Origin of the sequence: Anabaena sphaerica FACHB-251 (assembly GCF_014696825.1) — a bacterium.
In the GTDB taxonomy this organism is placed as follows: domain Bacteria; phylum Cyanobacteriota; class Cyanobacteriia; order Cyanobacteriales; family Nostocaceae; genus RDYJ01.
In genome coordinates, this window is the sequence record NZ_JACJQU010000015.1 from 14,131 (window position 1) to 36,704 (window position 22,574).

The 22,574-nt window shown below is 36.9% G+C and carries 17 protein-coding genes; 7 read left to right on the forward strand and 10 right to left on the reverse strand.

The window, feature by feature from the left end; all coding sequences use genetic code 11:
* Nucleotides 1–121: 121 nt before the first annotated feature.
* The 3 genes from H6G06_RS20060 to H6G06_RS20070 all read right to left on the reverse strand — a co-directional run bounded on the left by H6G06_RS20060 (nt 122) and on the right by H6G06_RS20070 (nt 3,418).
* The gene (locus H6G06_RS20060; protein WP_190563329.1) at nt 122–895 is read right to left on the reverse strand and encodes a Uma2 family endonuclease; all 774 of its coding nucleotides are present in this window, start codon (nt 893–895) and stop codon (nt 122–124) included.
* A gap of 60 nt (nt 896–955) precedes the next feature.
* Nucleotides 956–3,052, reverse strand: coding sequence for a hydantoinase/oxoprolinase family protein (locus H6G06_RS20065; protein WP_190563331.1), 2,097 nt, complete (start codon nt 3,050–3,052; stop codon nt 956–958).
* Nucleotides 3,053–3,202: 150 nt separating this feature from the next.
* Nucleotides 3,203–3,418 carry a hypothetical protein gene (locus H6G06_RS20070; protein WP_242039789.1) on the reverse strand — a complete coding sequence of 72 codons (216 nt, stop codon included), beginning with the start codon at nt 3,416–3,418 and terminating at the stop codon, nt 3,203–3,205.
* Nucleotides 3,419–3,538: 120 nt separating this feature from the next.
* On the opposite strand from H6G06_RS20070, the gene H6G06_RS20075 reads away from it, so the two are divergent.
* The gene (locus H6G06_RS20075) at nt 3,539–4,417 is read left to right on the forward strand and encodes an SDR family oxidoreductase (RefSeq protein WP_190563333.1); all 879 of its coding nucleotides are present in this window, start codon (nt 3,539–3,541) and stop codon (nt 4,415–4,417) included.
* A 65-nt stretch (nt 4,418–4,482) separates the two neighbouring features.
* A complete protein-coding gene (locus H6G06_RS20080; RefSeq protein WP_190563335.1) occupies nt 4,483–5,979 on the forward strand; it encodes a beta-barrel domain-containing protein in 1,497 nt (498 codons plus the stop codon).
* A gap of 222 nt (nt 5,980–6,201) precedes the next feature.
* On the opposite strand, the gene H6G06_RS20085 is transcribed toward H6G06_RS20080, so the two are convergent.
* From H6G06_RS20085 to H6G06_RS20105, 5 genes are all read right to left on the reverse strand, one after another.
* Entirely contained in the window at nt 6,202–9,366 is a 3,165-nt protein-coding gene (locus H6G06_RS20085; protein WP_199306814.1) for an NB-ARC domain-containing protein, read from the reverse strand.
* Nucleotides 9,363–10,541: a lipase family protein gene (locus tag H6G06_RS20090; RefSeq protein WP_190563337.1), complete on the reverse strand. Its 1,179-nt coding sequence runs from the start codon at nt 10,539–10,541 to the stop codon at nt 9,363–9,365. The genes H6G06_RS20085 and H6G06_RS20090 overlap by 4 nt, the downstream gene beginning before the upstream one ends.
* A 704-nt stretch (nt 10,542–11,245) precedes the next feature.
* Nucleotides 11,246–12,718 (reverse strand): S8 family peptidase, encoded by a 1,473-nt coding sequence (locus H6G06_RS20095; protein WP_190563338.1) that lies wholly within the window; start codon nt 12,716–12,718, stop codon nt 11,246–11,248.
* A gap of 385 nt (nt 12,719–13,103) precedes the next feature.
* A complete protein-coding gene (locus H6G06_RS20100) occupies nt 13,104–14,576 on the reverse strand; it encodes a pentapeptide repeat-containing protein (RefSeq protein WP_190563493.1) in 1,473 nt (490 codons plus the stop codon).
* Nucleotides 14,577–14,829: 253 nt separating this feature from the next.
* Entirely contained in the window at nt 14,830–15,492 is a 663-nt protein-coding gene (locus tag H6G06_RS20105; protein ID WP_190563340.1) for a pentapeptide repeat-containing protein, read from the reverse strand.
* A 159-nt stretch (nt 15,493–15,651) separates the two neighbouring features.
* On the opposite strand from H6G06_RS20105, the gene H6G06_RS20110 reads away from it, so the two are divergent.
* The 5 genes from H6G06_RS20110 (at nt 15,652) to H6G06_RS20130 (ending at nt 21,285) form a co-directional block, all read left to right on the forward strand.
* Nucleotides 15,652–16,821, forward strand: coding sequence for an FAD-dependent oxidoreductase (locus tag H6G06_RS20110; protein WP_190563342.1), 1,170 nt, complete (start codon nt 15,652–15,654; stop codon nt 16,819–16,821).
* A gap of 387 nt (nt 16,822–17,208) precedes the next feature.
* Nucleotides 17,209–17,877, forward strand: coding sequence for a ribonuclease T2 family protein (locus H6G06_RS20115; protein WP_190563344.1), 669 nt, complete (start codon nt 17,209–17,211; stop codon nt 17,875–17,877).
* Nucleotides 17,878–18,770: 893 nt separating this feature from the next.
* The gene (locus H6G06_RS20120; RefSeq protein ID WP_190563346.1) at nt 18,771–19,418 is read left to right on the forward strand and encodes a histidine phosphatase family protein; all 648 of its coding nucleotides are present in this window, start codon (nt 18,771–18,773) and stop codon (nt 19,416–19,418) included.
* Nucleotides 19,419–19,614: 196 nt separating this feature from the next.
* Entirely contained in the window at nt 19,615–20,640 is a 1,026-nt protein-coding gene (locus H6G06_RS20125; protein WP_190563348.1) for a glucokinase, read from the forward strand.
* A 42-nt stretch (nt 20,641–20,682) separates the two neighbouring features.
* On the forward strand, nt 20,683–21,285 hold the full coding sequence (locus H6G06_RS20130) for a hypothetical protein (RefSeq protein WP_190563350.1): 603 nt from the start codon (nt 20,683–20,685) through the stop codon (nt 21,283–21,285).
* A gap of 129 nt (nt 21,286–21,414) precedes the next feature.
* Here H6G06_RS20130 and H6G06_RS20135 read toward each other — a convergent pair whose 3' ends face one another.
* Together H6G06_RS20135 and H6G06_RS20140 are read right to left on the reverse strand one after the other, a co-directional pair.
* Entirely contained in the window at nt 21,415–21,759 is a 345-nt protein-coding gene (locus H6G06_RS20135) for a hypothetical protein (protein ID WP_190563352.1), read from the reverse strand.
* Between the two features lie 300 nt (nt 21,760–22,059).
* Nucleotides 22,060–22,572 carry a hypothetical protein gene (locus H6G06_RS20140; protein WP_190563354.1) on the reverse strand — a complete coding sequence of 171 codons (513 nt, stop codon included), beginning with the start codon at nt 22,570–22,572 and terminating at the stop codon, nt 22,060–22,062.
* Nucleotides 22,573–22,574 lie beyond the last annotated feature (2 nt).

Below are 22,574 nucleotides of genomic sequence, written 5' to 3' on the forward strand. Positions count from 1 at the left end.
TTTTGATCATGTTGTATTTTTGCAGGTATCAGATCCCCGACTTCTTTTTTGAGCATCCACTAAATTATGAGGTAATGTCAGAAGTCGGGGATCTTTTGAACAGTCAACCCAACCTACTTTTTCAGTTTTTTTTGCTTAACGGATCAATATTTAATTCCCGCAATTTTGCTGCTAAACGCTCCGCTCGTTGAGTTTCCTGTTTTGCTCGTTGAGTTTCCTGTTCTGCTTGTTGAGTTTCACGTTCTGCTCGTTGAGCTTCCTGTTTTGCTCGTTGAGTTTGCTGTTCTGCGGTTTCTTCAGGTGTAGGTACTAAATTATCTTCTGGTGTGAAATAACGTAGTAAACCATCATGAATTCCCAAATATAAACCTAATTGTTCACTCCATAAATGTCCTTTTTCGTTGGTTTGAATAGGTTGATATTTGCCATTGTTTAAATGAAAACCTGCAAATTCTAATGTAAATGGGTCAAACCAAAAATATTCCGGTGTGCGGAAAGTCTCTTGATAAAGTTCTTTTTTAGATTCCCTATCTGTTTTCGCTGTTGTTGGTGAGAGAATTTCGACAATTACATGAGGATATTTACCATTTTCTTCCCACACTACCCAACTTTTACGCGTTTTGCGATCAGTTCCTAAGACCACAAAAAAATCAGGTCCACGAAAATTTTCTGTTTTTTTCTGGTTAGGACTATAGTAAATACTTAAATTTCCCGCAGCATAGAAATCATTTCTTTCTTTCCATAACCATTCTAAGCATTTGAAAAGTAGGATTATTTGTCTTAGATGTAGTTCTGTTTCTACGGTCGGTTCATCGCTATATAAATCACTTGGAGGAAAAGTTAAATCTTCTGGAAAGAAGCTTTCTTCAGATACTATTTCTTGAGTAATCATCATGATATGATACCAAGTAGTTATTTGTTTATCTTAGCACTAATTACAGTTGCCACAAAGTCATTAAACCAAACGTTCTAAGATTAAATGATTACGCTCATTTAAGTTTGCTTGCCAGTTAGGTTCAACTACAATTGTGCTGATTTTTTCGACAATAATAGCAGCACCGTTGATACAATCTCCTGGCTGTAAATTTTCTCGCCTATAAATTGGCGTATCATGCCATTTTTCAGCAGTAAACATCTTGACTATTTCTACAGGTTGGGGTCTTTCCTTTAAGGGGGATTTACGAATAATTAAAGGTTCTTCAGGAGTATCCATTTTTTGAATTACTTCCACAGAAATAGATTCAACAATTAATGGTTTTTGTGTTTGGATGAAACCATATCTTGATTTATGTTCAATCTCAAAATGATGTTGCATTAATGCCACATCGGAGTTAAAATCAACTGTGAGAATCGAATTAGTCCCCTCATATTTTAAATTAACTTTTTTAACTATTTCTTCTATTGTTTCTTCTGGTTGGTTTAATTCGCTACGAGCTTGAGTTTCTAAAGCTGCCATTAATTGCTGTAATTGAGGAATTAGTGTTGAATTTAAAGGTTGTTCTATTCCTGTAACTCTGGTAGCTCTCACATCAGCTAAACCCATTCCATAAGCAGAAAGAACACCAGCGAAAGGGTGCATAAATATCTTTTTCATTCCTAAAGTATCAGCAATTAAACAAGCAACTTGTCCACCTGCACCACCAAAACAACAAAGTACATATTTAGTTACATCATAACCACGTTGGAGGCTAATTTTTTTAATAGCATTTGCCATGTTTTCAACTGCAATAGCAATAAAACCCGATGCTACTTGTTCAGGAGTACGACAATTTCCGGTAACAGATGCGATATTTTCAGCTAATTGTGTAAATTTGTGAATGACTATTTCTTGATCGAGGGGTAATTTACCTTCACTACCAAAAACTGCGGGGAAATATTGAGGTTGAATTTTACCTAACATGACGTTAGCATCTGTCACAGTTAATGGTCCACCACGACGATAAGAAGCTGGACCAGGATTTGATCCAGCAGACTCTGGTCCAACACGATAACTAGAACCATCAAAATATAAAATTGAACCACCACCCGCAGCAATGGTGTTAATTGCTAATACAGGAACTCGCATCCGCGCACCTGCAATTTCTGAATCTAGTTGTCTTTCATATTCTCCTTTAAAGTGAGCAACATCTGTACTTGTTCCTCCCATGTCAAAGGTAATAATTAAATCAAAACCTGCTCTTTTGCTGGTTTGTACTGCACCGACAATACCACCAGCAGGGCCACTTAAAATGCTATCTTTACCTTGAAATTGTTCTGCGTCGGTTAACCCTCCATCGGATTTCATAAACATTAATCTGACGTTGGGTAAATGACTAGCTACCTGGTTAACATAGCGACGAAGAATAGGAGTTAAATAGGCATCAACAACGGTGGTATCTCCTCTACTTACGAGTTTCATTAATGGACTGACTTGATGGGATACAGAAATTTGTGTAAAGCCAATTTCTTGAGCAATTTGGGCTATTTGTTGTTCATGTTGGGGATAGCGATCGCTGTGCATAAATACAATAGCACAACTTCTAATTCCTGTATGGTAAACTGTTTGTAAATCTTGTTTAACTTGTTCAATATTTAATGGGATTAATTCATTTCCTTGAGCATCATATCTTTCATCGACTTCAATTACTTGTTCATAAAGCATGGTAGGTAATATAATCCGACGTGCAAAGATATTGGGACGATTTTGGTAGCCAATTCTCAAGGCATCTTTAAACCCTTTAGTAATGAGCAAAACAACCCTATCTCCATGTCTTTCCAACAGTGCATTTGTAGCTACTGTTGTTCCCATTTTCACTATTTCTATAGTTTGATAGGGAATAGATTCATGACTAGGAATTCCGATAATGTCTCGAATTCCTTGAATAACTGCATCTTCATATTGTTCGGGATTTTCTGACAGTAATTTATAGACTATTACCCATTCCTGGTTAGGTAGAGGGACAATTAAAAAACGTTGTGTATAATTTGAGAGTCTGTCTATGATTGTTTGATTATTGGTGACAGCAACAATATCTGTAAATGTCCCACCCCGGTCTGCAAAAATTTTCAACATGATGCAAATTCCTCAAAATTGGTAGATTTATTTGTAATTGAATTTGGGCTATTCCTCTCAATTACCTGAAGGCTTGAGTAAGTAGTCTGAAAGGTTGATTTGTTCAGAGGGAACAGGGAACGGGCAACTCTTAACAGAAAAAACTCCTGTTTAAAAACATGAGATTGAAATAATGACACTATTTTTTTGACTGAGCTTTAAACTCAGCAACTTTTGTTTCTTATCCGTTCCCTGTTCCCTGTTCCCTGTTCCCTGTTCCCTGTTCCCTGTTCCCTTTTTTTGACTGAGCTTTAAACTCAGCAACTTTTGTTTCTTATCCGTTCCCTGTTCCCTGTTCCCTGTTCCCTTTTTTTGTAAATATTGCATTTAACCCAACATCTTCATTCTAGGCAAAATTGTCTGAGTTTCGATTTTGGGAATTTTCTGTTTTCAAAATAGTGATTAAACTTAACTACAGAAACAGCCCCATACTCAAATCCAAAAGCTATGATTCTAGTCACTGGAGCAACTGGAGGAATTGGTCGCCGTGTCGTGCGACTGTTACGCCAACAACAACAAGTTGTGCGGTCATTTGTCCGTCTTACGTCCCATTACAGCGAGTTAGAACACCGGGGTTCTGATATCTTCATCGGTGATTTACGACGAGAACAGGACATTCAGAAAGCTTGCCAAGGTGTGAAATATATCATTAGCGCCCACGGTTCTGCTAATAATGATGCTCTATCTTTGGATTATCGCGCTAATATTGAACTCATTGACCAGGCTAAAGTCCAGGGTGTTGAACATTTTGTCTTTATATCTGTTTTAGGTGCTGAAAGAGGATATGAAGATGCTCCCGTGTTCAAAGCCAAACGAGCAGTAGAAAGATATCTGCAAAGTAGTGGCTTAGATTACACTATTTTACGTCCATCTGGACTAGCATCAAACCTGCTACCACTAGCGGAACGGTTTCGAGAAACGGGTTTGTATCTGCTCATCGGTGATTCAAAAAATCGCACATCTATTGTTAGTACCGATGATTTAGCCAGGATAATTGTAGATTCTTTGACCATTGCTGATGCTTGTAATCAAATCTTACCAGTAGGAGGACCAGAAATTTTATTGCGTGAGGATATTCCTAAAATTTTTAGTCGCATCTTTAACAAAGAACCAATAATCATTAATGTCCCATTATTTGCTGTTGACAGCTTCCGGGGTGCATTAGGTTTATTTAACTCCTCAGCACAAACAACTTTAGGAACTTTTCGCACTTTACTAGCTAATGAATTTTTCTGTACATCAGAAGAAATCACCAATTTAGAAAGGATTTATAACTTTCATTTGGAAACATTAGAAAACTTTTTGCGCCGTTATTTAGAAATTTAGAAAATAGTCATTAGTCATTAGTAATTAAACAAATGACTAATGACTAATAACAAAGGACAAAGATTATGAAATATTCCCTATCTGCAAATGCTGTTCAAGCACGTCAAACCAAAGAAAGATTTGCCAAACCAGAGGAACAATTATCTTATGAATTAGGTAAAGCTGTACAGGAATTACCACCACTTTATACCAGATTATTAGCGGGAACAATTAGCGTTGTTATATTTGGGGCGATTTCCTGGGCGCATTTTTCAGAAATTGATGAAGTTGCTACAGCACCAGGAGAATTAATTGCTTCTAGTCAAGTTAGACCTGTGACATCTTTGGGTAATGGAACTATTTTAGCAGTGAAAGTGAAAGAAGGCGATCGCGTTACCAAAGATCAAGTTTTAATTGAACGTGATCCTAATTTACAACAAACTGATGTGAACCGATTGGCTAAAGCTAGTAAATTGATTGAGGAAGATTTACAACGTTTACAAGCTGAAAGGACTGGGGGAAAAACTGCGGGAACGAAATTACAAGATGAATTGTTAAATTCGCGTTTGTTAGACTATAAAGCTAAACAAGCAGCAGCTGAAGCTGAAGCACAACGTCAACTGGCAATTATCAATCAAGCCAAAATACTTTCAACTCGCTTACAAGAAAATTTAGCCAGTGCGAAAACCAGTGTTATTAATGCTCAAACTAATTTAGCTAATGCCGAAAATATCCGTCTTAAAGTTGCAAATAGTTTAAGTATTGCTCAAAAAAGAGAAGAAAATCTCCGCACTTTATTAACTCCCGGTGCTGTTCCCAGAGTTGATTATTTAGAGGCACAAGAAAGATTAAACCGTGCAAATACTGATATTATTAGAAGTTCAGATGAAGTAACCAACGCCGAAAATAGAGTTACAGAAGCTCAAGATAAAGTGACATCTTTAGAAAAAGATATTGCTGCTCAAAAGCAAGAAATTCGCCAAGCAGAACAAGCTTATCAAACTGCAAAAAATCAAGATTTACGTTTAACTTCTGAAAGACAAAGTGAAATTTTAACCCAAATCAATAAACGCAAAGAAGAATTAACTAATGTTGCTGGACAATTAGAACAAGCGAGAAAGCAAAAAGACGGAGAAACTATTAAAGCACCTGTAGCGGGAACAATTTATAAAATCAAAGCGACTAAAGGACCTGTTCAATCTGGGGAAGAATTGTTATCAATTGTCCCCGAAGGAGAAGAAATGCTTTTAGAGGTGAAAGTTCTGAACCGGGATATAGGATTTATCCGTCAGGATATGAAAGCAAAAGTCAAACTAGCAACTTTCCCTTTTCAAGAATTTGGTGTTGTGGATGGTGAAGTTTTACAAATTAGTCCAAATGCAGTTGTTGATAAAGAATTGGGTTTAGTTTTTCCGACGCGAATTAAGCTAAGTAAGCATTCAATGAATGTGCGGGGACAAGAGGTGGAATTTACGCCAGGGATGGCTGCAAATGCTGAGATTGTGACTAGGAAGAAGTCGGTTTTAACGTTTATTGTTGAGCCAATTACCCGCAGATTTAGTGAGGCTTTTTCTGTGAGGTAATTAGAGTATATATGATTTTAGTTACCTAGCTTTGTCAGGTAATAAGCTACTGGTAAACGGTAATGGTATATAAGTAGTGATTTTAGAGTCTGTAAGCTTTGATATGTCGTTCTAATTTCACTACATATTTATCACTACCAGAAAACTTTCTTTTGCCTAGAGTAATGGAAAAAGAATTATCATATTGGGCTATTGTAAATGTACCTGAAACGTTTAATAACTTCATCTCCAGTAAGGAAACCCTGCATGGTTTAAGCGATCTCCTTTAACCCATCCTATTTTTTTTAAATCTTCCCACAGCCATTGATATACCCGTTCAGTTACAGGGTTAGTCCCTAGCCATGTAAATGGAGTAAATGGACTTACTTTGAGTCCTTGAGGAAATAGAGCCGTTTGGGAAAATGAAGAGGGTAGAGAACTTTCATTTTCAATTAATTTAAAATCTACATAACTTTTTTGATTTTTAGATAAAGATTCCCAATGCCAACGCATACTAATTGAATCAGCAGAATTTTTAGGTGGAGCAATATAACCAACAAGTCGAGCAGGTAAAATTGATGCTAACTTTAATTTAGGAACAAATTTCATAAATAAATTATTAACTAATTGCTCATAACTTTCTATTGATTGCTGAAAAATTTCTGTTGTATAATTTAATAAAATTTCATCAGAAATATTAGAGCGACTTTTATATACTTGAATAGAAGGAGAAAAAGTTAAATGAGTTTGACCTTTATCACTACAAGCTTCTATCTCAATTCTTAACTGGTTTAAACAGTGTTTCCTCATTGAGGAAAACTGGTTTTGATTAACTTTAGATAAGCAGTTTTCAATCTCGTCTAAAGCAATTGGATCATAATATTCATTTCGGTATGGGTAGGAGTTTATTAGATGTTTCCGAGTTAAATAAATAGCTGCGTGCCAACCAGCCTCCAGAGAAAGATATCCTGATGAAACAGGAAGCGAACGTTCTTGTAATAGTTTTGATAATTTCTCAACAATATGATCAAAAGTATACTGCCAAGCTGTAGATACATTGGGTTTAATCAAGGATGATCGAGATTGAAAATGACTCCAACCTAATTCAAAAAGTGCATTTAGATATGAAGAATCACAAGTATAATGATAGTCAACAATTTTGGTAGCTTCTGAAGGTAATTCAACAATATTTTCTTGAATATTATCTCCAAAATACCAACCTGTTACAAGGGAAAATAGATTTGGATTATTTATTAATATTTGTTCAGAGAGAATAGCACCAGAATTAGGTAGCTTATTGAGCAGATTATCTATGAAACTGCTGCTATTTTTTTCAACCAAAGCAACACCTAAAACTGGTAAATTACCATCTACTCTTAGAGGCATTAATAATTTGGCTAATTTATCTAGTCCATTACACCAAGATTGACTGGCTATATAAACTTGCTTTCCCCATTCTAATGCTGATAATGGTGAAGTTGGAGGAAAGTTCCAATTTAATAATCCTTTTTGTAAAATTTCGGTAATACAGATAGTATTTTTAGTTGCAATATACCCAATTTTTAAAGCTACTGCTTCCATTAAATTAGTCTGTGTTAATTCAACTAATTTACTTTGAAAAAACTCTCTAATTAATTCATGGAGTTTATAAGTCTCTTTTCCTTCACGTTGCAGTAAATGTAGATATACTAGAAATTCATCTCTAGCTTCTTCTAAATTTTTTGGATCTTGCTCAGGAAAACACTGCTCTATCAACTGCCAAGACATAGGGACTAAATCAAATATACACAAAAATAAACTCAACTCTTTGGCTGTAGAATTTAATTCTTGCCAGCTTAAATCAAAAGCGGCCGAAACTCCTAACTCAGCCGTCATATCTGAAGTAAACTTTTCCGGTTTTTGTAATGCTTGTTGCTTCACTCCGTTGGCTTCTAAACGTTCCAACATTTCTGCTAATGATAAATCGTGTTTATATTGCAGATAACGTCCTACTAACTCCAATCCTAATGGTAAACAACCTAAAAACTCACATATTTTCTGAGCAATTGTGTATTCATTTTGTATTCTTTCTCTACTGATAAATGACTCTAATAAAATAATGGCTGTATCTAGTCCTAATACTTTTAACTCTATTCTTTGATTAGATTGTAATAGTTCTAATCGTGTAGTTATTAACACTCGAAAATGAGAATTTACAGAAGGAAGATAAGATTTAATATGTGCATAGTTATTAACATCATCTAATACAATTAAAACATTTTCCTCTTGCCAATTTTGCCAACACCAACGTACTTGATTATCTAAACCTTTAATATGTTCAGGAATCTTTAAGCCTAAATAGTTTTGAGCAAAATTAACAATTTGTTCACCGATATTCTCATCTCTTACCCGCAACCAACAAACACCACCAGAATATGTTCCTTGTTCCCAATAATGTAAAGCATATTGCAAGGCTAATTCGGTTTTACCTACACCACCCATACCAGCAATAGCGGTAATTGCAACTCGTTCTCTTTGTTGTAATTTCTGGTGCAAGTCTGTTAGTGCTGTTTCTCGTCCGACAAATTTAATTACACTACTGCGGGGAATATTTTGGGGAGTAATTGACTTTGTAAACGGATTTTCACTATGTTTATCGCCATCCCAATTTTGATAATAATAATATGTTGGTAATTGTTGTTTATCTAAACTCGCAAATTGCTGTTTAACTTTATCAGCAACTGTCCGCATATCGGGAGGCCAAATATCTAACGGTTCTTGTGCCAAAGCTTCCCTGACAGCTTGGGAAAAATACCCTGTTTTTTCTTGGGAATTAACTTTAGCTTTTTCTCCCTCTCTTGTGGCTAATAAAATAAATTGTTGACTTTCTGTTCTTGGTTTACCACTAGAAAAACTTCTGCCACCTAAATTCGTTGGTCTTCCTGCTGATTCTACAAGATAATTGGCACAAGCATCAATAATAACAACATGATGACGAATTGCAAAAGCATCTGACTTGAAAAATAGCAGCAAAGAATCTAAATCAATATTCTGCCAATTCAGTTTGGTAATATCAGCACACAATAACCGTCGTTCTCGTTTTGAAGTAATTAAACCATGTCCTGCCCAAAATAGATAAAACAAATCTCCTGATTTTTGTGATAAAAAATCTGTGATAATTGTAAAAATATTTGCTTCTGTTGCTGCTTCTATCTCTAAATCTGCTTGGGAAAATAAATTTTGATTTTCTTCTAAATAAGACAAACACAGGCGAATATTTGCTTTTGGTACTCCCCTTTGAATTAGCCAATCAGCAAATTTGAGCGCGTCCATTGCTGGGGCTGTGACATTCCAAGCTTTTTCTTGATATTTCTCTATGCCAACAACTAGAGCATAAGTCCGCTCTGGTTTAGCGGTAAACTTGATCATGGTAGTCTGGGGATTATCGCTTTCCAAGTGGCGGTATTTGTCCAATATGCGCCATGTGCTTGGGGAAATGGTTGTTTACTATCTACCTGCACATCTTGTACTTGATTCGGGAATATATTAGCACCAATATAACTGAGAAAATCCCGTAAATCATAAATATTCAACCACTGTGGAAAATATGCGGGTAAAGGTTGACCAAATTCTAAACTGGATAAAGCATTAATTTCATATAAAAACGGCGCTTGAGAACCAACTGTAACTAATAATTCCACTGCGGGTAGTTGTTCTTGTATCAACAAATCAACAGCAGCGATACCGCCTAAACTGTGACAGATTAAAACTACTGGTGGTTCAGCGTTGGCTATTGTTTCCCGAATAAAAGCGCGAATTTTTTCACCCCTGGCTTGATATAGCAAAATATCCCCAGGCATAGGCGATACTGAATTGGTAATTGCACCACGTCGGCGTTTTACCCAATTAGTACCTATTGGTTGTAGAAGTTGGGAGATTTTTTGTAATGTCCAGTTCCCTAACCCTAATTCTGGTTCTGTTAAAGTCAGAGTCAGGCTTTCAACTAACTTATCTCGCAAATCTGCATCAGTAAGTATTAAGGGATACTGCTCTTTTTCCTGACTGTCAAATATTGCCTGAGCAATAATCGCCCTTGATATTACTAAACACCACTCATAGACGGAATCTGCTGCTGTTGATAACGCAAGATTGTAAGGTTCACTTTGAGTAACTTTTGCTAAAGCTGGAGTAAATTCTTCAGTAATTCCCGCTTTTGTTAATAGTGCGTTTAGTTCTGGTGTGGGCTGGTAGTTTATTAAAATTAATTGTATGCGATCGCTCGGCTGTTCCCCAAACGGATTATTACTTCCTTCCACCGACTTGAGTGACAACACCCGCAACTCATACAAAGGGTCACGGTACAATTGTTGCCAAAGGATAATTTCCGGGTCTTCTTCTTCATCTCCTAACGCCAGTGTCGCATCATACAACGGTATAGATGCACCTTGAGCATTGAACTTTATCCCTAAAGAGTCACCCCATAAACAGGGAAGCACTGTTAAATCAGGACGTTGGCTAAGTAGCTTTTGCTCAATTAACTTCAACGTTTTGTTATATTCGGCTTCTCTTACCCCTGTGCCATGAATAAATATTACAGTTGTCATTAATCAATATATACTCTCACCGATAAATTTACCTATATATCAATCATTATCGGTAAGAATGCTATTTCTGTCAATTTGTATATAAAAAATTAACATCGGCTTATACGTGAATTAATTAAATAGAATAAATTAAAATACTTGTATAGTTTTTTTGAATAGTCTCTACAGTATTGTTTGTGATGTTATCATTTTCACTGCCTGAATCAGGATTTACAGGATTTGAGGATTTACAGGATGAGGATTAATCATTAAGACGGGATGAGAAAATTTTGGTAATTCTCTATTATTTTCACGGTTAATTTATTCTTTTCGACTTTGTGAGAAACAGAGCATACACAGATATTGAATACAGATACACAGATGGAATTTTAGTTTTATCCTGCTGTAAGTAAGTCGGTGGCAAAAAACCGTAGACGCGTAGCGGCTTCTCGAAGAGTAGTATGTAACAAAAAGTAAATTCACCAAAACCCTCTTCCCCGTTCCCCGTTAAGAGTTCCCTGTTCCCTTGTCATAACGACAATTTTTAACGCCCACTTACTTAAATCCTGATTCAGACAAAAAATACCATCCTGTAAATCCTCAAATCCTGTAAATCCTGATTCAGACAATTAATATCAATCTTGATTTTTTATACAAGATATAATTATGCAACTTACTACCGCATATTCTTTAACCTAATGATATCAGTTCATTTACTCTATTTATTACCTTTTCTTAAACAACTCCTCCTCCTCAATATCCCCATCACTAGCAATAGAGTATTTAACCACCGAACTGCCATAAGAGCGCGATAAAGACTGAGAAACTAAACTAACTAATCTGTCATCATTCTGCTGATTCAAACTCTCCAAATTTGGCGTTTTAGTACCAAAATCACCAAAGCTTAACTTTAAATTATTATTACCAACAGATAAAACAATTGGTGGTAAAGGAATAGTTGATTGCGCTTGGAAACCTATCGGAAATGCTGAACCGATATCAATCAGACCGAAGGGTAATAAATCAATAGGAATAGGAAATGGAAACGGCAGAGAAGGCATAGGATTTGAAGGCTGACTAGGCTGTTGAGGATTTGGGTCATTTTCAGCCGTACTCGTAATAATATCTCGCACTTGGCCTTCTGTCAGGTTGGGGTTAGCACTAAGCATGAGCGCCACTACACCAGCAACATGGGGAGCGGCCATAGAAGTGCCACTGTAGTTAGCATATTGATTATTTGGAACTGTAGAGTAAATATCCTCGCCTGGGGCTGTAACATATTTGATTTCTTGAGAACCAGAACGGTTAGAAAAATCAGTCAGTTGATTACTTTTATTTACTGCCCCAACAGCAATTCCTGAATCATAAGCATAGCGAGCCGGATAGGATGGTGTAGAACCGCCATCGTTACCTGCGGCCATCACAACAATTACCCCTTTATTGCCGGCATATTCAATAGCTGATTTGAGAGTATTGTTAGAAGCATTACCTCCAAGGCTGAGGTTAATTACATCCGCACCATTATCTACAGCGTAACGGATACCGTTAGCAATATTTCCATAAGAACCTGAGCCATTTTGATCTAAAACTTTGACTGCCATAATCTTAGAATTAAAGGCAACACCAGTTACACCACTCCCATTATTTTCTCCCGCAATAGTTCCCGAAACATGAGTTCCATGACCATTATTATCTAGAACATTATTGTTATTATTATCAAAATTCCAACCTTGAATATCATCAATATAACCATTTCCATCATCATCTATTCCATTACCAGCAATTTCTTTGGTATTCGTCCAGATATTATCATTTAAATCTTCGTGGTTATAGTCAACTCCAGTATCTAAAACAGCAACAATAATGCCCTGTCCTGTATGTCCATTCTGCCAAGCTGTAGGAGCGTTTACCATATCTGCACCCCAATTATTTCCACCCAACTTAGGAGCATCTGGATATGGACTCACACCAGCTGCTTTACTGACTGCTGTTCCTGCATTTACTAAGCCATAACCATTGTTGGAGTTATAGCTGTTTGTGGTAGCAGTAGGTTCATTTGTTTCCTGCTGTGAATAGCTACTACGACTACCCCAACTTAAGCTACTGTCAACCTGAGTATGAAAAGAATCGACTGGTAAGACAGAAGTAATATTGAGTTCTTTTGGGGAGGAAAAATTTTCTTGAATATCAAATTTCATCAGACTTTTATCCTTTAAAATAATAATCTTTTTGTCACAGTCTGAATTTTTCAAACTTTGCTAAACAAAAGCTTGAAGCCGTTTTGAAATTGCCAGTTATTCCCCTTCGTCCATAATTACTATGGATTGACCAATAGAAAAAGCTAATTTGATTACTAATTCACTAATTTAAAAACAAGCAATCATGACAATTATCAAGTCATGATTTAATAACTTACTTGATAGTTAAATGTGAGAATATAATAACAATTTAAGTAGATAAGTAAATAGATCCCCGATTTCTTTGAGAAGTCGGGGATCAGGGTACGGAAAATTTCGATAATTAAATAATTTAAATAAAAAAGTAGAATGCACCGAAATTAGCAAAAGAGACAGTTTTAGATACTTAAACAGATTCACGCCAAGTAGCTGGCGCTTCTATATAATCAGGAAGACGAGTAGTGTGATCGCCCAATGCCCTAATTATCTGCTCAGATTCAAGGTTTTTCGCCCCGGTTAAAATCGCCCCAGTCAGTTTAACATCATCAAAATGAGCGCCCGATAAATTAGCACCTATGAGATTTGCCCCGGAAAGATCAGCTTCATCAAGTATCGCTTTACAAAGATTAGCGCCCATCAAATTAGCATGATGTAAATCTGCTTCTGTCAAACTAGCTTCACTAAGGTTAGCAAAATAAATATCTGTTTGCTGTAATTTGGCAGCATTCAAATTTGCACCTTGCAGATTAGCACCATTGAGATTTGCACCTTGCAAATTCGCAGCAATCAAACCTGCTGAACGTAAGTTAGTTTTACCTAATTTCGCCCCTTGCAAATTAGCTAGAAATAACTTAGCACCGGAGAGGTTAGCAGCTTTAAGATTTGCTTGTTGCAAATTAGCTTTATACAAGTTTGCAGCTTGTAAGTTGGCTGAACGCAAACTTGCACCAAATAAATTAGCTGAACGCAAGTTTACTCCATATAAATTAGCAAGATTGAGATTAGCTCGACTTACAATAGCTCCCCGCAAACTAGCTTTAAACAAGTTGGCTTTATAAAGAATCGAACCGATGAGTTTAGCACCATCCAAAACTGCTTGACTTAAATCAGCATCCCGCAAATCTGCACCAGACAAATCCGCTCCCCGTAAGTCTACCCCTTGCAGTTTAGCTCCTGCTAAATCAACTCGTCTAATATCGGTATTACGTAAATCCAATTTTTGATTTTCTCGATCCTGTTGAAAATTGCGTCTACTGATCACAGTCAATGCTGCTTGAATATCAGTACGAAGTTTAAAAGATTCTGATGCTAGAGAATAATTGGTTGGCTGTTGACGGCGCATCCTGTCACGATTTTTACCCAAATCAATGCTCATGAAATCTTCTGGTTTTTGTAGTTTCCTCTCTGTTTGTATCGGTGCATTTTCGCGGACAAAAGCAGTGAGAATTTCCATAATTGTCCAATGTTCTTGGGGGAACTCCTGAGCAATTCTTTCTAAAGCATAAATTGCACCTGTGCGCGTTTCTACTTTGTCATGTCCTAACTGGGCAATTCCGCCAATAAACCGTTCTGCAATCAGTCTTTCTTGGGTAAGTTTGGTATTTTCAATGCTAATTGCTAGAGTTTTCTCTGCTGTAATTGCATTTTTCTCTATTGCTTGTGTGCGCCTTGCTGCATAATAAACATTAAGCATGACAGCTACAGCCAGAAAAACTAAGGCAATAGTAATTAATGCTTGATTTTTGTCAGATATTTGCTGCTGAAGTGATAACTTCTCAATATTAGTAGATGCGAAGACAATCAGTATTAAGGACAGAAGCACAATAACGATGATGGTGATCAACCAATACAAAGTTGTGTCTGTCTTTTTAGCAGACATACCAGAAAGATGCTTCACAATAATGAGTTATTACGGAAATGATTAAAAAAAACAGTATAGCATTTAGCCGCAAATTTAGAAATGTAAAATTTTCTTTCTCACAACAAAGGGTAAAGGTTTTTCATTTTTCCCCTTACCCTTTACCCTTCTTGATATAGTTACAGTGTATAGCAGGTTGCAGGAAGTACAAACAGGAGTGTGAAAAAGTCATGCACCAACCTCCTACCTCATTGCACTAGGTATATATTGATTCTTAAAACTTATTAAAGTTAACTTCTCTCAGATTTGCTCCATCAAGGATAGCATCACTCAAATTTGCATCCTCTAAACTAGCTAAATATAAATTAACTCGATGCAATTTAGCACCAGAAAGATCAGCACCTCTAAGGTTTGCTGCACTGAGGATAGCACCAGAGAGATCAGCAGCACTAAGGTTTGCACCAGAGAGATTTGCTGCACTGAGGATAGCACCAGAGAGGTTTGCATCAGCTAGATTTGCTTGTGATAGATTAGCTTGATAAAGGTTAGTTTGTTCTAGGTTTGCACCTTGCAAGTTTAGTCCCCTTAAGTCTGTGTAACTTAAGTCAATCTGCTCATTTTCTGGGTCTTTCTTTGTGTCTCTCCTGCCGATGACGGTAATAGCTGCTTGAATCAGTGATCGCGTGTTTACTGAAGTGTTACTCATTACTTCTTCTGGGCATAGATTAGCAGCTTTATTTCGGACGAAATTAGTCAGCATATCCATAATTATCCAGTGGTATTGTGGATTAACTTCCGCCAGACGCTCTAAATCATTAATTGCAGCTAGACTGGTTTCTATGGGATTATTCTCCAGTCGTTGTAAAACTTTCATTAAATAATCTTGATTAGAGTTATCGCCTTTATTATTCTTTAGTTTATTTTGAATTGCCAGCATCCAATGGAGGATTTTGCTTACCAACATACATTAATTAAAATAATCTTGTGCTGTCTTGATAATTAAGAAAACTTTGGGGATGAGTAGATTATTCATCACCAACCGATGGAAATCATGATTATATTGATATTTAATCCCTGATGAAATTTAAGTTTCCAGATGCAGCCAAATTCCCGACCAAGCCTAAAAAACCTAGTGTTCATAGGTGGTGGACATAGTCATGCCATTGTCTTGAAGCTTTTTGGTAATAACCCTGTGGCTGGAGTAAATTTGACCTTAATTACTCCAGATCAATATACACCCTACTCTGGGATGTTGCCCGGACATATTGCCAGATTTTACAATTATTCTGAATGCCATATTGACTTGCAAACTTTAAGCAAATTTGCTAAAGCTCGTTTGTATCTTGATAGAGTCGTGGGGCTAGATTTAAAAAATAACAAAGTGGTTTGTGCTAACAGACCTGCGGTAGATTTTGATATTCTGTCTATCGATATTGGCAGCACTCCGATGAAATTGTCTGTATCAGGTGCGGCAGAATATACAATTGCGGCGAAACCAGTAGCACAACTTTTAGAACATTGGTATAAATTACAGGAAATGGTGATGAGAAACCCCCAAAAGCCGCTAAGTATTAGTATTGTTGGTGGTGGGGCTGGGGGTGTAGAATTGGCGTTATCAATGTTGGCAGGTTTACGGAGATTGGGAATTGAAAATTTAGAAGTGCATTTATGGCAACGCACTGGGGAATTAATGCCAAATCATCACCCATCAGTGCGGCAAATTATGCAGGAAGTTCTAATTAGTCAAGGTGCAAAATTGCATTTGTGTGAAAATGTGTGTCAAGTTAGACAAATAATAGATGATCAATTAGAAATTAAATCTGAATCTGGCTTAATAATCAGGTGTGATCAAGTATTTTGGGTGACACAAGCAGCAGCAGCAAATTGGGTAAAAGATTCGGGAATTGGTACTGATGAAAAAGGTTTTATTTTAGTAGATGATCATTTGCAATCTGTTACCCATCCCCAAATTTTTGCAGCGGGTGATATTGCCACGATGATTAATTATCACTTATCAAAAGCTGGTGTATTTGCGGTGCGTCAAGGTAAACCACTGTATGAGAATTTGCGAAGGATGATTTTCGGTAAATCACTTCAACCCTACAAACCACAAAAAGAGTATTTAAGTTTAATTGGGACTGGTGATGGACGCGCATTAGCCACGAGAGGAAATTTCACCTTACCACCTCATCAATTACTTTGGCACTGGAAAGACTTTATTGATCGCCGCTTCATGGCAAAATTTCAAAATATACCAAAAACCTGATAAATTGCACTATCAGCCTAAAGATATAGTAGTGGAAATTGTAGTTCGCCCCATAGGGGTTATTCCCGGCAAACAAAGGACATGAGATATTTGTCTATGCTTTTTGGAACTATAACCATAACTAAGACTAACCAACTAGTCCAGCGGCCGATGCGTTCAGTGCAGGTATCAATAAAGTTTGAGATGTTTAATAAATTTTCCAATGGTCTTCTTCCCTCCTGAGTTGCTGTAAATGTAGTTTACATTGTGAAGGGATTTAGATCCCCGACTTCTTGAAGAAGTTGGGAATCTGGTTGTGCAAATTTCTTCTTAATGTCTTTTTTTTCTGGCTCAAATGCGGTATTGTAATTTTGAACACTTTTAGCACAAAGCCAACTGGTTATTAATATGCAAATAAAGAACCTTGTAGTCGCTTCTTCTTTATTGATAACTACCTTAGCTATACCGAATAGTGCAGTAGCTCAAAAACCTGGTATTCCTGGTAAATTTGATTTTTATGTTTTAACATTATCCTGGTCTCCTGATCATTGCGCGAGAAATGGTAATCGTGACCCCCAGCAGTGCAGTCCAGGAAGAAAATATGGTTTTGTTTTACATGGACTTTGGCCACAATATCAAAAAGGTTATCCCGCTAACTGTTCAACTGAAAAATTACCTTCCTTAGTCAAAGAGAAGTTTAGAGGTTTGTTTCCCAGTGAGAAACTTTATAATCATGAATGGGAAAAACATGGAACTTGTTCAGGTCAAAAACCTAACGAATATCTAGCATTAAGTAGAGAGTTAAAATATTCTCTCGTTATTCCCACAGCTTATAAAAGTCCTGAAAAACCTTTTCGTACTACGGTTAAAAACTTAAAAATTGCCTTTCTCAGTGCTAATAAAAAATTTACTGCTAATAGTATTGCGCCCTATTGTTCTGATTCTGGTAGGTTTTTACAAGAAGTTTTCTTTTGTTATTCTAAAGATGGTAAGGCTGGTATTTGTAGTGAGGAGATTTTGAGACGTTCTCAAAAAAGTTGTGGACAGGATAGTTTTTTAGTGAGAAATGTAAGGTAAAATTAAATAAAATTAAGGGAAGGTTTGAATCATGAACTGGAAAAAATATATTCATTCAGATTCACAAATCTTGCTAGGTAAGCCAAGTGTTAAATATCATGGAATCTTTACCCAATAATTGGAAAGATATTCAACCTGAAATTGTATATGTTGTATCTCTTTCAACTGGTGATTTGCCAGTTTTATTTAGTCAGTAACAGATAAAATATGATCAAAAAGTAAGCATTTAAAGGCAATTATGAAATGACTAGTACACCCGCGTGGTAGTATTGGGCTTGTTGATTCTCAAGAAAAAGGATATGATTTAAAATCTAAAGTGTTAGGTAAAGATGGTGATAGAAGGTTTCATGCAAAATATATTAATGGTATCTTGCATTTTCCTGGTTTTATAACAGAACATTAATCCATCTAAAAATTATGACTACACTCCAATTTAAAAATCACCCAGTTTGGCAAGATTTAACTGAGATATTAGAAAATTTAAATACTAATACTCTGATTAAAAAAATTGGTTCTACCGTACTTGTTATGCTAAATTACCAGTCTGAAAGAGGGAACAGGGAACAGGGAACAGGGAACAGGGTAAAGAGGCAAATTTTGTGATAATATCCAAAATTTGTGGCTTATTTCTTATGTATATTAAGCCTTCCGAAGTTTTTTGAGATTGATTTTGCATATTAGGTACTGAAGAACCAAAAAATTTTCTTCCCTCTTCCTCTCTTCTCTTCGTGTTCTTCGCTTCTACCCTGCGGGAACTGCTGAGTGCTACGCACCGCTACGCGAACGCAGAACGTGGTTCATTAAAAAACAAAATCCTCTAAATTATTACGAAATATAACACTTATGTCCTAATATTTAAATTGCACCCATTGATACCTGTACAATTCTACCCCATGAATCAAATCATCTGGATCGCAAGACACGCCAACCGACTCGACTTTGTAAATCCTGATTGGTTTCTCACAGCGGAAAAACGCTATGATCCACCATTATCAGATGATGGCATGGTACAGGCACAACAACTAGCAAAACGACTAAAAGGCGAAAAAATCAGCCATATTTTCGCATCCCCCTTTTTGCGAACAGTGCAAACAGCTAATGCGATCGCAGAAGTCTTAGATTTACCAATTAAACTAGAAACAGGCTTGAGTGAATGGTTAAATCCAGAATGGATGACAGAAGCACCAGAAAGACTGTCAACGTCGGATTTAGCAGCATTATTCCCCAGAATAGATATTAGCTACACATCGCGGATTGCGGCACAATATCCCGAAACCCATGAAAAGGTAAGACAACGTTCTGCACAAACAGCAAGATGTCTGGTGACTGAGTTCTGGCCTGATGATATTCTTTTGGTAGCACATGGCGCTTCTGTACTGGGTGCAGCGATGGGTTTAGTAGGTGATATAGCCAAAACAGAAGTTAAAGCTACTTTATGTTCTTTAGTAAAAGTGGTACGTCAAGAATCAGAATGGTTACTAGAACTAAAGGGAGATACTTCTCATTTGACCACAATCGAGGAAGTAGTAAGATTTGTATAAGTCAGGAGTCAGGAGTTAGGAGGAGGCAGTGCGGTGGACGGGTTCCCCGGCATAAAGCAACTGCCGTTCAGGAGTCAGAATATTTGATAAATCAGTAGATGATCAAGTAGTAATTTTTGGCGTAAACCTGAAAAACCTAACTGCTGTTTGCTGATAGCTAAATAATTACAGCACAAGTAACTAACTGATAAATTTTATGACATTGCTATTAGCAGGAGATATCGGCGGGACCAAAACAATTTTGAGACTGGTGGAATCCTTGGAGTCGTTAGGGTTAAAAACTTTGCATGAGGAGAGTTACCGCAGTGGAGATTTTCCCGATTTAGTGCCAATAGTGCAGAAGTTTTTAGCCGCCGCGAATACATCAACACCAGAAAAAGCTTGTTTTGCGATCGCTGGCCCTGTGGTAAAAAATACTGCTAAACTGACTAACTTAGCCTGGTTTTTAGATACGGAACGTTTAGCCCAACAATTAGGTATACCTGCAATTTCCCTGATTAATGACTTTGCAGCCGTTGGTTATGGTATTTTTGGTTTAACCAAACAAGATTTACTCACTTTGCAAGTTGGGAAACACCAAGCCGATGCACCTATGGCGGTTATTGGTGCAGGAACAGGTTTAGGACAAGGTTTTTTAATCAAACAGGGAAACCAGTATCAAGTTTTTCCCTCAGAAGGTGGACACGCAGATTTTGCCCCCCGCAACGAGTTAGAGTTTCAATTGTTGAAATACTTGTTAGATAAACATGATATTCAACGTGCTTCTGTAGAAAGAGTAGTTTCTGGTTTGGGCATTACTTCCATTTACCAATTTTTAAGAGATCGTCAAATAGACTCCGAAAACCCAGAAATTGCCCAAATTGTCAGAAGTTGGGAACAAGAAGCCGGACAAGCCGAAAAAACCGTTGATCCTGGTGCAGCTATTGGTAGTGCAGCCGTAGCTAAAAGCGATCGCCTTTCAGAACAAACCATGCAACTCTTCGTTGAAGCTTACGGTGCCGAAGCTGGTAATTTAGCCTTGAAACTCTTACCCTACGGTGGATTATACATTGCTGGTGGTATCGCTCCCAAAATTCAGCCTTTGATGCAAAATGGTAGTTTTATGTTAAGTTTCACCCAAAAAGGAAGAATGCGTTCTCTCCTCGAAGAAATACCGGTGCATATAATTCTTAATCAACAAGTAGGATTAATTGGTGCTGCTTTGTCTGCGTCTAGGTTATAAATAGCAGAAACAGTGAAATCAGCATCTGCGAAGGCTACAAATATGACTATCAAATTTTTATTACCTTTCATCGCTGCCACTTTTTTATACAGTGGGTTTGTTTCGGCCGAGGTGCGTAAACCTAAAGCCGCTGCTTCTGGCAGTAAACCAACTGTTCCTAAAGTCGTGCAGCCAAAATGGAAGGTATTCACTCCCCCAGATAAAAGTTTTCAGATTTTGATGCCAGGAAGACCAAAAGTGAAAACTCAAACGCAAAAAACCTACATGGGAGAAATAAAATTACAAATATTTACAGCCCTACCACCGGAACAAGAAGTTGCATATTTAGTAACTTACAATGAATTTCCTTATAGTTATGCCCAAATGACTAGTCCACAAAAAATACTGAATCAAGCGCAATCTAACACTTTAAAAGCTACACAAAGCAATTTAATTAGTGAACGCAATATTCGCAGTTCAAACGGTCATCCAGGCAAAGAAATTCAATATGTAGATTCGTCTGGTAAGGTAACTACAAATAGGATGTATGTTGCTGAAGGACGACTCTATCAAGTCATGGCGATAGTCTCTAAAAAACAGCGTTCAACTTTAAGTAAAACCATGACAGGATATTTGAATTCCTTTCAGTTGGTTGTCAGAAGATGAGACAATTTTGGATTTTGAGAAAATTACCCTCAGATTAGAAATCTAGGTCTATACAAACAAAGCCCGTCTACGCGGGCTAAATGGTTTTTTTGTGGTTTCAAGTCTTGAACCAAACAATCTTCTTGCTTCCTAATAATTGTAACAAGTTTGTTGACCAGTGTAAGGATCGTAAGTACAGTAAAACCTTTCCCCAGGATAAGTGGGGTTGACGTATACAGGCGGTCTTCCTGGTGTACCTTGGTAAAAATGATGTTTTTTTGAAGTTTGTCCACCGGGATACTGTCCACCAGGATACTGTCCACCGGGATACTGTCCACCGGGATACTGTCCACCAGGATATTGTCCACCGGGATACTGTCCACCGGGATATTGTCCACCGGGATACTGTCCACCTCGAATTTGATCCATTTCTTTGTCGTTTATTTCTTCGTAAAGACTGGAGTTTTGCACCGCTGATTGTTGATTTTTAAACATTTATGCCTCCTTCAAAAACAACATTTTTTGTAATACCCAGATTTAAACTTGATAAGTCTTTAATTTAATGTTATATATTAACCGCAATTAATTCCTTAACTTTTGACAGATAAATCAACATCAATTCATATATCGAAAGTTAGAAACCATGATGATAATTTATCAATTGATAATTGATAATTGTTTTACTCAAGGTTGAAAACCTCTCCTTTTAAGGAGAAAAAGCAGAAAAAATTTCTTATTTCCCAATCTTCTCACTTCCAAGTAAGGAAAGGAGAGGTAATTGTCAATATTCCTTTGTTAATTGTCCATTTTTGAACTAGATGATGGAGAATTTACAGCTTTTGGTTTTGCCCGTTCTTGTTGATACAACTTGACAACTTGCTGCACATAATCACCTGTAAAACCTTTATTACAACCTGTATAAAGTCCAGTCATCCACCAACAAGCAGCACCAGTAACAGCAGCAATTTCATTATTATTCGTAGCCTTAAACTGGTTAGTTAACTCACGCTTCATAATGCAAGAAATAATTTGCCTTGCTGTTTTAGGATCATTTTCAAACTGAGTCGGTGTTAATTCTTTTTTCAGACAAAATTTTGACCAACCTCTCAAAGTTTCTGGTTTAACTTGCCAGTCACTATAATATCCAGGAGTTGGCTTTTTTTTCTGGGGTGCAGCTAGTCTTAATGCTTCTACCATTGCTGCAACTTGGTTATCAGAAACAGGTTGCTGTGCTTGGACTACTAATGGTGAAAGTCCTAAACTGATAATAACTCCAGCAAACAAAGATCCCATTGATTTATTGATCATGA

Coding starts and splice junctions, on each gene's coding strand:
- H6G06_RS20060 (WP_190563329.1), bottom strand. CDS start 895: ATGATGATTACTCAAGAAATAGTATCTGAAGAAAGCTTCTTTCCAGAA.
- H6G06_RS20065 (WP_190563331.1), bottom strand. CDS start 3,052: ATGTTGAAAATTTTTGCAGACCGGGGTGGGACATTTACAGATATTGTT.
- H6G06_RS20070 (WP_242039789.1), bottom strand. CDS start 3,418: ATGCAATATTTACAAAAAAAGGGAACAGGGAACAGGGAACAGGGAACG.
- H6G06_RS20075 (WP_190563333.1), top strand. CDS start 3,539: ATGATTCTAGTCACTGGAGCAACTGGAGGAATTGGTCGCCGTGTCGTG.
- H6G06_RS20080 (WP_190563335.1), top strand. CDS start 4,483: ATGAAATATTCCCTATCTGCAAATGCTGTTCAAGCACGTCAAACCAAA.
- H6G06_RS20085 (WP_199306814.1), bottom strand. CDS start 9,366: ATGATCAAGTTTACCGCTAAACCAGAGCGGACTTATGCTCTAGTTGTT.
- H6G06_RS20090 (WP_190563337.1), bottom strand. CDS start 10,541: ATGACAACTGTAATATTTATTCATGGCACAGGGGTAAGAGAAGCCGAA.
- H6G06_RS20095 (WP_190563338.1), bottom strand. CDS start 12,718: ATGAAATTTGATATTCAAGAAAATTTTTCCTCCCCAAAAGAACTCAAT.
- H6G06_RS20100 (WP_190563493.1), bottom strand. CDS start 14,576: ATGTCTGCTAAAAAGACAGACACAACTTTGTATTGGTTGATCACCATC.
- H6G06_RS20105 (WP_190563340.1), bottom strand. CDS start 15,492: ATGCTGGCAATTCAAAATAAACTAAAGAATAATAAAGGCGATAACTCT.
- H6G06_RS20110 (WP_190563342.1), top strand. CDS start 15,652: ATGCAGCCAAATTCCCGACCAAGCCTAAAAAACCTAGTGTTCATAGGT.
- H6G06_RS20115 (WP_190563344.1), top strand. CDS start 17,209: ATGCAAATAAAGAACCTTGTAGTCGCTTCTTCTTTATTGATAACTACC.
- H6G06_RS20120 (WP_190563346.1), top strand. CDS start 18,771: ATGAATCAAATCATCTGGATCGCAAGACACGCCAACCGACTCGACTTT.
- H6G06_RS20125 (WP_190563348.1), top strand. CDS start 19,615: ATGACATTGCTATTAGCAGGAGATATCGGCGGGACCAAAACAATTTTG.
- H6G06_RS20130 (WP_190563350.1), top strand. CDS start 20,683: ATGACTATCAAATTTTTATTACCTTTCATCGCTGCCACTTTTTTATAC.
- H6G06_RS20135 (WP_190563352.1), bottom strand. CDS start 21,759: ATGTTTAAAAATCAACAATCAGCGGTGCAAAACTCCAGTCTTTACGAA.
- H6G06_RS20140 (WP_190563354.1), bottom strand. CDS start 22,572: ATGATCAATAAATCAATGGGATCTTTGTTTGCTGGAGTTATTATCAGT.